This is a genomic window from Enorma burkinafasonensis (assembly GCF_902150035.1).
Taxonomy (GTDB): Bacteria; Actinomycetota; Coriobacteriia; order Coriobacteriales; family Coriobacteriaceae; genus Enorma; species Enorma burkinafasonensis.
Genome location: NZ_LR597518.1, coordinates 19,815 through 30,281 on the forward strand (window position 1 = coordinate 19,815; position 10,467 = coordinate 30,281).

At 61.7% G+C, this 10,467-nt stretch carries 11 protein-coding genes and 1 tRNA gene; 11 read left to right on the top strand and 1 reads right to left on the bottom strand.

All coding sequences use genetic code 11. The annotated features are described in order from the left end of the window. Nucleotides 1-48: 48 nt before the first annotated feature. The 11 genes from FS885_RS08400 (at nt 49) to FS885_RS08445 (ending at nt 10,016) form a co-directional block, all read left to right on the top strand. Nucleotides 49-1,917: an LTA synthase family protein gene (locus tag FS885_RS08400; protein ID WP_186365832.1), complete on the top strand. Its 1,869-nt coding sequence runs from the start codon at nt 49-51 to the stop codon at nt 1,915-1,917. 23 nt (nt 1,918-1,940) lie between these two features. Then, nucleotides 1,941-2,102, top strand: a complete 162-nt coding sequence (locus tag FS885_RS09965; protein ID WP_186365833.1) for a hypothetical protein — start codon at nt 1,941-1,943, stop codon at nt 2,100-2,102. 229 nt (nt 2,103-2,331) lie between these two features. After that, nucleotides 2,332-2,907, top strand: a complete 576-nt coding sequence (locus FS885_RS08405) for a DJ-1/PfpI family protein (RefSeq protein WP_144744615.1) — start codon at nt 2,332-2,334, stop codon at nt 2,905-2,907. Nucleotides 2,908-3,292: 385 nt separating this feature from the next. Then, nucleotides 3,293-4,387: a class I mannose-6-phosphate isomerase gene (locus tag FS885_RS08410; protein ID WP_144744616.1), complete on the top strand. Its 1,095-nt coding sequence runs from the start codon at nt 3,293-3,295 to the stop codon at nt 4,385-4,387. A gap of 23 nt (nt 4,388-4,410) precedes the next feature. Further along, nucleotides 4,411-4,734: a PTS fructose transporter subunit IIB gene (locus tag FS885_RS08415; RefSeq protein ID WP_144744617.1), complete on the top strand. Its 324-nt coding sequence runs from the start codon at nt 4,411-4,413 to the stop codon at nt 4,732-4,734. Then, entirely contained in the window at nt 4,735-5,832 is a 1,098-nt protein-coding gene (locus FS885_RS08420; protein ID WP_144744618.1) for a PTS fructose transporter subunit IIC, read from the top strand. It begins immediately after the preceding gene. 9 nt (nt 5,833-5,841) lie between these two features. Then, nucleotides 5,842-6,711, top strand: a complete 870-nt coding sequence (locus tag FS885_RS08425) for a ketose-bisphosphate aldolase (RefSeq protein WP_144744619.1) — start codon at nt 5,842-5,844, stop codon at nt 6,709-6,711. Between the two features lie 84 nt (nt 6,712-6,795). Further along, nucleotides 6,796-7,248: a PTS sugar transporter subunit IIA gene (locus FS885_RS08430; RefSeq protein WP_186365834.1), complete on the top strand. Its 453-nt coding sequence runs from the start codon at nt 6,796-6,798 to the stop codon at nt 7,246-7,248. A 28-nt stretch (nt 7,249-7,276) separates the two neighbouring features. Further along, entirely contained in the window at nt 7,277-8,164 is an 888-nt protein-coding gene (locus tag FS885_RS08435) for a MurR/RpiR family transcriptional regulator (RefSeq protein ID WP_144744621.1), read from the top strand. Between the two features lie 45 nt (nt 8,165-8,209). Then, nucleotides 8,210-9,097, top strand: coding sequence for a transketolase (locus FS885_RS08440; RefSeq protein WP_222419905.1), 888 nt, complete (start codon nt 8,210-8,212; stop codon nt 9,095-9,097). Further along, a complete protein-coding gene (locus tag FS885_RS08445; protein WP_144744622.1) occupies nt 9,090-10,016 on the top strand; it encodes a transketolase family protein in 927 nt (308 codons plus the stop codon). Before FS885_RS08440 ends, FS885_RS08445 begins: the two co-directional genes overlap by 8 nt. 141 nt (nt 10,017-10,157) lie before the next feature. Here the strand turns inward: FS885_RS08445 and FS885_RS08450 are convergent. After that, nucleotides 10,158-10,234: transfer RNA gene (locus FS885_RS08450), tRNA-Arg, on the bottom strand. Nucleotides 10,235-10,467: the final 233 nt, after the last annotated feature.

Consider the following 10,467-nt stretch of genomic DNA (forward strand, 5'->3'; position numbering starts at 1 on the left):
ATATGTGCTCTATGCCTAGCGTCCCGTCTACGGTTCCATGATGGCATATTGTCCGCGCTCGCTTCTATTGGGTGGTTCCTTCCCTCGACGTTGTCATTGATAGCTCTGTGCGCTATTGGGGCTAAAGGTTGGTACCAATCAAGTAGTCTTTTTTATCTTCTTGTTTTGGTGGCGCTTATCGCTCTTTCGGGCGTCGTCATCTTGTTTCGTGTGCGTATCGTTTCCGGATTTGCATCAGGGCGGTTTCAAGGTAGCGTGCTCGCGAGATATGTTCGCGATGTCGTGGTTCTTCTGGTCGCGATCGTCTTCGCGAGCTTTTCGATCGAGTCCCCGTGGAACGAGTTCCTTCGCTTCTTTGAGCCATGGAAACTTCTATTGAATATCGTGCCGGTGGCGGTGGTGTTCGTCGCGCTGTATCTTCTTAGTCAGTGCAGGGGGGCAATCGTTGCGATCGCCTCTGTTGCCGCGATGCTGATCGGGCTTACGCAGTATTTTGTAGCCATGTTTAAGGGTGCTGCGATTTTGCCGAGTGATTTGTTTGCAGCGGGCACTGCCCTTTCTGTCAGCGGAGGCTATTCATTCATCGTGGGTGCCCGGCAGGTTCTGTGCATGGCCCTCACCTGCTGCTCGGTAGCGCTGCTTTCATTTGTGCGCCCAGCGGAGGTTGGGGCGGGGGAAGGGTGCTCTCCCATGGCGAAAAGTCGGCCGAAGCGCTTGGCTTGCGCTATGGCAAGAGCGCTGTCCGGCCTTGCCCTACTGGCTTCATTGTTCTATGCAATCTTCACGGTGAATCTTTCCGATAGATTCGGCTTTGCGCGTTCCTACTGGGATTCCTTGGCGGTATACGAGACCCAGGGTTTCGTTGCATCATTCATCTCGCTTTATCAGAATTCGATTATTGTCGAGCCTGCCGGCTATTCGGCGCAGGGAGCGGAGAGGCTTTTAGAAACATACGTGCAAGAATACCTGGACAACAGGGGGTCATCACCTGAACGCTTGGCGGCTGAAGAGCAGTTTCAAGCGGAGAGGCCTGCCATTGTCGCAATCATGAACGAGTCATTTTCCGACCTATCCATCTTTGAAAATCTGCACGCCGGCTATGAGGGCCCTAACTTCGTGGGTAACATTCCCGATGCACTGTATACGGGGTACGTTTACCCGTCGGTTTGTGGAGGGGGAACCTGCAACAGCGAATTCGAGTTCCTGACCGGCGCCGCGCTCGCTTATCTTGGATCCGAAAACCAGCTCTATATCACGCATGATTTGTCAGGGATGGCCTCGCTTCCGAAAGCTCTGGAAGTCCAGGGCTATACGTCAACCGCTATTCACCCCATGCCGGGAGACAACTGGAACCGAGATGTCGTGTATCCTGCCATTGGATTTGACGCATTCTTGGATGAGGGCGCTTTTCCCGAGGATGCCCCGCGTCGGCATGCAGGGGTAACCGATGCCGCCACATACGAAGAGATCATCCGGATCTTGGAACAGAACAGCGGTCCGCAGTTTATTTTCGACGTCACCATGCAAAATCATGGGGGGTACGGCGCCTGGGACCTTCCTGACGAGGAGCAAATAGGGCTCGATTTGGGGTGGATGGAAGACGATCTGGAGTCCATGCTCACCGAATATCTTTCCCTCATATCTATTTCTGATAGGGAGCTCGAGGATTTTCTTGGTAAGCTCAGAGAGATCGACCGCCCCGTTGTTGTCGTTTTTTTGGTGACCATCAGCCGGCATCCGATGTTGACACAGCGGTCTTTGGTTCACCTAGTCCCGGTGATGTGGAATGGTACGAGCGATCGTATTGCACCCCTTACTTCATCTGGGCTAATTATGATGTTGCAGGTAACGAACAGGTTTCTGAACGTCGAGATATCGGACTGTTTGCGCTGCAGTCACTCTTGCTCGATTGCATAGGTGCCCCTCTTGAGGAGCAGCAGATGGCGACCTTGGCCTTCCTAGATCGTGTGCCAATATTAAACGTCATCGGTTACCAGACATCCGATGGGGTGTGGCATTCTTTGGAAGATAAGACGAATTGGGATCAGGCGGTGCGCGATTTGGAGTGGATTCAATACTTGGAGTTTGGCGATAGGCTTTAGGGCTTCCGTCTCTATCGAGTTGTGCAGCTGGTTGCGGACACTCTTGCCTCTAGCCCATTGAACCTATCAGCACCACAAGATGTAGGCGAACCTCCCCCGTTTGCGGGACCGGTCGCTGGGTCATTCGTTCCGCTAATCGAATACTGATTGGCCACGCGTCCCCGCTCGGACAATAATGAAACCTATGCGGGAAATGGTTCCCGCCTGGAAACCCGAAGGGGCTGATTGCATGCCTAAGATTCTGCTGCTCTGCGGCGACTTCGCCGAGGACTACGAGACCATGGTGCCGTTCCAGGCGCTTTCGATGCTCGGTTACCAGGTCGACGCCGTCTGCCCGGAGAAGAAGGCCGGCGACACCATCGCGACCGCCGTCCACGACTTCCTCGGCGAGCAGACCTATACCGAGCTCCGCGGCCACAACTTCGCCCTCACGGCCGATTTCGACGCTGTCGATACCAAGGACTACGCCGGCCTCTACATCACCGGCGGCCGCGCCCCGGAGTACATCCGCCTCTATCCGCGCGTGCTCGAGATCGTGCGCGAGTTCTTCGCCGACGGCAAGCCCGTCGCCGCGATCTGCCACGGCCCGCAGGTTCTCACCGCCGCCGGCGTGCTTGAGGGCTACACTGCCACTGCTTATGCCGCTGTGGGTCCTGACATCGATCTTGCCGGCGGCACCTACAAGGAGGTTCCGGCAGACCAGGCCGTCGTCGACCGCAACCTCGTGACCTCGCCCGCCTGGCCCGGCGATACCGCCTGCTGCCGCGAGTTCGTGAAGCTCCTCGGCGCCAAGATCGAGATCTAATCCCTCATTTCGCTTCGCTGTGCAATGATATCCCGCCCGTTCGGTTCCGAGCGGGCGGGATGTTGTTATCTTGGCTGTAAAGTGGAGCTTCGTCTCGTTTATCGTTCGCTCATTTCGGTGTTCGAATCGTTTCGGTCGGTCATCGCATGCGCTGTCAATGATCTGTCTGCTTGCGGATGTCCAAAATAGCAACTGTGCTCCAAGGCAATTACGGGCTTCTATACCGTCTACCGGGTATTTTCAACCGGTTATGAAAATAATTCTCAAATAGATAGACAATGCGAAAATAATCACCATACTGAAGGTGCGAGGAACCTCCAGCCGGGGTTGTTCCTATGGTTGCAGCCAGCATCGTTCAAAGCCTCCTATGAGAGAGGTGGTAGGTATGGAAGTGCCTTCGTGGCTTGCAAACGTCCCCCTTCTGTTCAGGGACAACAGGATAGACCGGTTCTATATCGGCGGCTCCGCACTGGCTGCGTGGCGGCGCGCGGACCCCGAGCCCGACGGCCATCACTGCGAGGAGCTCCTCGTGTCCTCGATCGGGGCCATCGTCAGCGGGAAGCCGAAGGGATATGCGGTGAGCGTGACGGTTGACGATCAGTGCTCGCTGCCGCTCGACGAGATCATCCGGGCGTATCCGGATGAGATCCTGGGCGCCCGCTTCCAGGAGTACAACGCCGGGCAGCTCTCGGTCCTTGCCCGGGTGGGGGATACCACGGTGCGCCTGCCCATGCAGTGCCATCCCACGAGAGAGGATGCGCGGCGGTATTTCGACATGCCGATGGGCAAGACCGAGGCGTGGTATATCGCGCGGACGCGCGAGGACTGCGACGACCCGTGCGTCTACGTCGGGTTCCGTCCGCATGTGACGCCTGAGCTCTTCAAGGAGCTCTTCCTCAAGCAGGATATCGAGGGTATGCTCGCCTGCCTGCACCGCATCTCGGTCAAGCAGGGGGACGTGATCCTCGTTCCCGCCGGCATGCCGCATTGCGTCGGACCCGGGTGCCTGTTCGTCGAGTTCCATGAGTGCAACGACGTGACCATCCGCGTGGAACGCGAGGTGAACGGCCTCGCGCTCACCGATGAGGAGCTGTTCGGCGGCCTCGACGTCGAGCACGGCCTCGGCCTCTTCGATTACACGACGTATACCGAGGACGAGGTCCGCAGGCGCTGCGCGATGGAGCCCAAGGCGCTGCTCACCGCTGAGGGCGGATTGCTTCTCTCGCTCATCGGCCCCGAGCAGGGGGAGGGCTTCGAGCTCGAGGTCGCCGACGTTCACGGCTCCCTTGAGATGCCTCAGTTCGATGGGCATCGCGTGCTCGTCGCACTCGAAGGCGATATCGACCTCGAGGTCTCACAGGGGACGTTCAGGCTACGGCAGGGATACGGGGCATGCGTGCCCGCATCGTGCAGGGATCTCGCGTTGAAAGGAGAGCAGGCAAGGGTCGCAATCGGCAAACCGCGCATCGTCAACCGGTAATCGCTATCGCTAGGGAGGAAGCTATGAACATCGTCGCCGTCGCGGCATGCACCACGGGGCTCGCCCACACGTACATTGCCCGCGAGAAACTCGTGAAGGCCGCTGAAGCGCGCGGCCATACGATCAAGTGCGAGACGCAGGGAAGTATCGGCATCGAGAACGAGCTCACCGCGGACGATGTAGCCGCTGCCGATATCGTCATCCTCGCGATCGACGTCGCCATCGACAAGATGGAGCGCTTCTCGGGCAAACCGACGGTCAAGGTCGGCACGTCCGAGGTCGTGAAGAACCCGACCGCGTTCGTTCAGAAGATCGAGCGCGCCATGGCGAAAAGGGGTGTCAAGTAAATGAAGAAGATCATCTCCTGGAACGATGCCAAGCAGTGCATCCTGACCGGTATCTCGTACTTCATCCCGCTGGTGGTGGGCGCCGGCCTCACGATGGCCATCGGCCGCGCCATCGCGGGCACCGACGTCGCGAACCTGGGTACCTCCGGCATCGGGTACTGGATGTACCAGACCGGCAACCTCGGCATGCAGCTCATGGTGCCCATGCTTTGCGCCTACATCGCCTTCTCGCTCGGCGAGAAGCCGGCGCTGGCGCCGGGCTTCATCATCGGCTGGGTCGCCTACAACCTGAACACCGGCTTCATCGGCGGCATGCTCGGCGGCGTGCTCGTCGGCATCCTCGTCCGCCTGTTCAAGGAGTACATCCACCTGCCCCAGGCGATCGCATCGCTCAAGGGCATGCTGGTGATACCGTTCCTCGCGACGGCTATCGGCGGCATCATCATGTACGCGGTGATCCAGGGTCCCATCACGTGGCTCATGGCCCAGCTCACCGCCATCCTCGATTCGCTCTCCTCCGGCTCGCGCTTCCTGTACGGCGGCGTGCTCGGTGCCTTCGTGACGTTCGACTTCGGCGGCCCCGTCAACAAGGCGGCCACGGCGTTTGTGAACGCGCTCTACACCGAGGGGATCACCGACGCCAAGGTCGTCCAGATCATGTGCAGCATGACCCAGCCGTTCGGCATCGCCATCGCCGCGCTCATCGCCCGCAACAAGTTCACCAAGGCGGAGAAGGAGACCTTGAAGGCCGCGGTCCCCATGGGCTGCTTCATGATCTCCGAGGGCGTCATCCCCATCGCCGCCCGCGACCTGGTGCGCGTGGTCTTCGCCTGCGTGTGCGGCGCGTTCGTGTGCGGCGGCCTCTCCATGATGTGGGGGAACTCCTCCGAGCTTCTGAACGGCGGTTTCATCGCCTTCCCGTTCTTCGGTGATCCGCTGCGCGCACTGCTGTGCCTCGCGATCGGCTCCGTCGTGACCGGCGTCATCCTTGCCGCCATCAAGAAGCCCGTCGACCAGAACGAGGAGTCCGACGCGCTCGACCTCGGCGAGGAACTCTCCGAAGACGAGCTCGACGACCTCGACATCGAGATCATGTAGGGGGCGGAGATGCTGGTAACGCTGAAGGAACTGCTCGGGGTGGCGAGGGAGCGCTCGTTCGCCGTCGGGGCGTTCAACACCTCCGACCTCGTCTTGGTGCGCGCCGTGCTCGAGCAGGCGGAGGAAAGCGACGCGCCGGTCATCCTGCAGTTCGCGCCCGGTGAGTTCAACTTCGCGACGCCCGACTTCTTCGCCTACGTCGCACGGCGCGCCGAAGGGAGCCCGGTGCCGGTGGCGATCCACCTGGACCACGGCAAGACCGTCGAGGACTGCGCCGCCGCCATCAAGGCGGGTTTCACCTCGGTCATGATCGACGGCTCGCTGCTCCCGTATGAGGAGAACGTGCGCCTGACCTCCGAGGTCGTGCATCTCGCGCACCTCATGGGCGCGTCCGTGGAAGGAGAGCTCGGCACCATCGGCACGATGGGGAACTCGGACGAGGGCGGCGTCGAGAACGTCGTGTACACCGACCCGGATGACGTGGTCGACTTCGTGGGGAAGACCGGTGTCGACGCGCTCGCGGTGGCCATCGGCACGGCGCACGGGATCTACCCGAAGGATTTCGTCCCGCAGCTGCAGCTCGACCTGCTCGAGCGCATCGGCGCCATCTCGCCGGTGCCGCTGGTGCTCCATGGCGGGAGCGACAACCCCGACGACGAGATCGCCCGCGCCTGCCAGCTGGGAATCCAGAAGGTGAACATCTCGAGCGATATCAAGCAGGTGTATTTCCAGACCGCCATGGGAATCTACCGGGATACGGGGAACTTCATGCCGCCGCAGGTCTTCGGCCCCACCATCAAGGTGGTGCGGGAGACGGTCCTGCAGAAGATGGAGCTCTTCGGGTCCGTGGGCAAGGCGGGCTTCTGGCGCGCTGCCTGATGCGCCGGTGCCGTGCACCGGACTCACGATGTGCTGATGGGCGGCCGGCTCCGCTGCCGGCCGCCCCGGAAAGAGAGGGACGAGATGGAGCTCAAGGACGTTCTCACGCCGGCGCTAGTCCGCACGGGCGTCGAGGTCCCCGACAAGGACGGTGCCATCCGCTTCCTGGCGAAACTGCTGGTGGAAGCGGGGCACGTCGACGACCTCGAATCGTTCGTCGCCGACGTCTACCTCAGGGAGACGGAGGGCATCACCGGAATCGGCGGCGGTGTCGCCATACCCCATGGCAAGAGCGCAAGCGTGACGGTTCCCGCGGTCGCGATCGCGACGCTCGCGCATCCGATAGCCTGGGAGACGCTCGACGGGGGCGATGTGGACACGGTCTTTCTGTTCTGCGCGGGCGACAGCAACGAGGGGGCTCGGGAGCACCTGGTGCTCCTCTCCAAGGTAGCGACGAAGCTCGCCGACGATGAGCTGGTCGCTCGTGTTCGCCATGCACAGACGGCGGATGACATAGTACGATTGATGTGCGAGTAGCGGCGTGTCGGTTGCAGGGGGTGTTGACATGGTCGGCGCTTGGGTTGCGAGCGGGGTTCTGAGCCAGATCTGCGCGGTGCGCGATCATCTCTCGGCTGCCGAGCGCAAGGTCGCCGACTTCGTCCTCTCGCAGGATCCGGCCGAGGTCTCCATGCTCGGCGTGAAAAAGGTCTCCGAGGCGAGCGGCGCCTCGATCGCGACGGTCTCGCGCTTCTCGCGCCGTCTCGGGTTCGAGAGCTTCTCCGATTTCCGCTTCGCGCTCGCGCGCGAGAGCATCGTCGGCATCGAGCCCGCCGCGGACGAGCCGACGGCGCTTGCGACCGATGACCTGCGCCAATCGATCGACGCCATCCTCAAGTTCAAGACCGATGAGATCATCGATACCGTCTCCGGGCTCGACCTGGAGGTGGTCCAGCAGTGCATCGACGCGATCTTCGCGGCACGGCAGGTGCTGTTCGCCTCGGTGGGCAACTCGATTCCCGTCAGTATGAACGCTTCGTTCAAGTTCATGCAGATGGGCATCCATGCGAGCTGTCCGGTGAACACCGAGGCCATGTCGCTCGAGTCCCTGCTGCTTGAGAAGGATGACGTCCTGATTGTGGTCTCGAACTCGGGCCACTCCAAGCGCCTCGCGGCGATCATCGACAACGCCGAGGACTGCCAGGCGAAGGTCATCGTCATCTCCAATGACGAGACGTCCCCGCTCGCCCAGCGCACGCCGCTGTTCCTCAAGGCGGCGACGCGCGACCGGGCGCTCACCGGGCAGATGTCGTTCTCGCACAACTCGACGTTCTTCGTGCTCGACATGCTCACGCTGCTGCTCTTCCGGCACGCGAAGGACGTTCGCGAACGGTACCTGCTCCACTGGAAGACCGCCCGCGACGACAAGGGCGTTCCCAACCCGCTGCTCTCGTAAGCTTCGTTCGCTCGTTCACAACCGATATTGATTGGAGGTAGCGCCATGATGGCAATACCTGATGGTTCTGTGCGCGATTTGCTCCGTGCGGCAAACGCGATGCGCGCCGACGTGGTCTCGATGATCGCGCGGGCGGGATCCGGGCATCCCGGAGGTTCGCTGTCCTGCGTCGACATCCTCGCTGCCCTGTATCTCGGCGGCATCATGGATATCGACGCTGCCGACCCGAGCTGGGAGGGGAGGGACCTGTTCTTCCTCTCGAAGGGGCACGCCGCCCCCGCGCTCTACGCCGCGTTCCATCGTTTGGGGTGGGTCGATGACGACGACATCGCCTCGCTGCGGACGCTCGGTGCGAAGCTCCAGGGGCATCCCGACAGCAATACCTGCCCTGGGGTCGAGGTCTGTTCGGGGTCTTTGGGCCAGGGTTTGCCCCTCGCTGCGGGTGCGGCGTGGGCGCTCAAGAGGAAGGCGACGAAGGAGGGCTCTCCCGAGCGGTCGGTGTACGTGCTCGTCGGTGACGGGGAGCTGCAGGAGGGGTCGAACTGGGAGGCGCTCATGCTCGGTGCCCACCACAGGCTCGATAACCTGACGCTCATCGTCGATAAGAACCGCCTGGAGCTCGATACGGCCGTCGATAGCGAGTGCACGCTGGGGGATCTCGCCCAGAAGCTCGAGGCGTTCGGCTGGTGCGTGTTCGAGGTCGATGGCCACGATATCGAGAGCCTGCTTGGGACGCTGCGTTCTGCGCGACGGGTGCGGGATGCCCGGCCACGTGCCGTCATCGCGCATACCGTCAAGGGCAAGGGCGTTTCCTTCATGGAGGATACCGTCGGCTGGCACGGGGGTGCTCCGAATGCCGTCCAGACCGAACAGGCGCTTTCCGAGCTGGCGGCTCAGCGCGAGGCGATCGAAGGAGGAGAGATCGATGAGTAAGAGGGCGACGCGCGAGGCCCTGGGCGCCACGTTGGTCGAGCTCGCCCGGGAAGGGGCCGATATCTTCGCGGTCGATGCGGATCTGGCGCGGGCGACCACGTTGCAGGTGTTCGGCGACGCCTACCCCGACCGGCTCCTTAACGTCGGCATCGCCGAGCAGGACATGATGGGGGTCGCGGCGGGTATCGCCCTTACCGGGGCCACCGTGTTCACCGGGTCGTTCGCCGCGTTCGGCACGGGCCGGTGCTACGACCAGATCAGGAACACCGTCTGCGAATCCCATCTCAACGTGAAGGTGTGCCCGACGCACGCCGGCATCACGGTGGGCGAGGACGGCGCCACGCATCAGATGCTCGAGGACATCGGCCTCATGCGGGGTCTTCCCGGCATGCGCGTCTTGGTGCCTGCGGATTACCATGCCGCTTGCGCAGCGATCCGGCTGGCCGCCGATATCGAGGGGCCCGTATACGTACGCTTCTCGCGTTTCGCGACCGCCGAGGTCTACGAGGGGCCGCTGCAAGGTCGCCTGCCGTGGGCGAGCGTGCTGCGCGAGGGGACGGACGTCTCCCTGCTCGCTTGCGGCGTCGAGGTCGAGCAAGCGCTCTTGGCAGCGGATTTGCTTGCTTCTGAGGGCATCTCCGCCGAGGTTATCGACATCGAGTCGGTAACGCCGTTGGACGAGGAGCTCATCTGCCGTAGCGCCGCCAAGACCGGGCATGTTGTCACCGCGGAAGATCATTGCGTTGCGACCGGTATGGGAGCTGCGGTCGCCGAGCTTTTGGCCGAGAGGTGCCCGACTCCGATGAGGTTTGTGGGCATGCGGTCGTTCGGTACGTCCGCCTCCGCCGAGGTGCTGCTCAAGCACTTCGGGCTCGATGCGGAGGGGATCAAGGCGGCGGCGCTTGAATCGCTCGGCTAGGTAAAGGCTGGGCCGTAACCGCCTCAATGCTCAGGGGCTTATCGGAAATGGAATCGCGGCGACTTGCTGGGTGCTCTCGGTGAGTCGCCGCAGGCATTCTATTGTCTGCGTGAATACCGGTGGATGCCGTAAAGGGGAAATTGGTGCGCCATGGGGGATTCGAACCCTCGACCTTGAGATTAGAAGTCTCCTGCTCTATCCAGCTGAGCTAATGGCGCACGTATCGACATCGGGCGGCATGCGCGCCGCCGCGTGAACCGATTATAGACGAACCCTCGGATGCATGCGAGCAAGGTAAGAGACGGTAGCTATACGAAAGCTAATCCTTGATTATCAACTTTATCCGAACACCTCCCACATTCATCCGCACATGTGCGGATGAATGTGGGAACCCGATACCCTGAGGGCCGGATCGGCCGGCCCCGGGAGATCGGAGGACGGCATGTCCGGA

Coding starts and splice junctions, on each gene's coding strand:
- FS885_RS09965 (WP_186365833.1), top strand. CDS start 1,941: ATGGCGACCTTGGCCTTCCTAGATCGTGTGCCAATATTAAACGTCATC.
- FS885_RS08405 (WP_144744615.1), top strand. CDS start 2,332: ATGCCTAAGATTCTGCTGCTCTGCGGCGACTTCGCCGAGGACTACGAG.
- FS885_RS08410 (WP_144744616.1), top strand. CDS start 3,293: ATGGAAGTGCCTTCGTGGCTTGCAAACGTCCCCCTTCTGTTCAGGGAC.
- FS885_RS08415 (WP_144744617.1), top strand. CDS start 4,411: ATGAACATCGTCGCCGTCGCGGCATGCACCACGGGGCTCGCCCACACG.
- FS885_RS08420 (WP_144744618.1), top strand. CDS start 4,735: ATGAAGAAGATCATCTCCTGGAACGATGCCAAGCAGTGCATCCTGACC.
- FS885_RS08425 (WP_144744619.1), top strand. CDS start 5,842: ATGCTGGTAACGCTGAAGGAACTGCTCGGGGTGGCGAGGGAGCGCTCG.
- FS885_RS08430 (WP_186365834.1), top strand. CDS start 6,796: ATGGAGCTCAAGGACGTTCTCACGCCGGCGCTAGTCCGCACGGGCGTC.
- FS885_RS08435 (WP_144744621.1), top strand. CDS start 7,277: ATGGTCGGCGCTTGGGTTGCGAGCGGGGTTCTGAGCCAGATCTGCGCG.
- FS885_RS08440 (WP_222419905.1), top strand. CDS start 8,210: ATGATGGCAATACCTGATGGTTCTGTGCGCGATTTGCTCCGTGCGGCA.
- FS885_RS08445 (WP_144744622.1), top strand. CDS start 9,090: ATGAGTAAGAGGGCGACGCGCGAGGCCCTGGGCGCCACGTTGGTCGAG.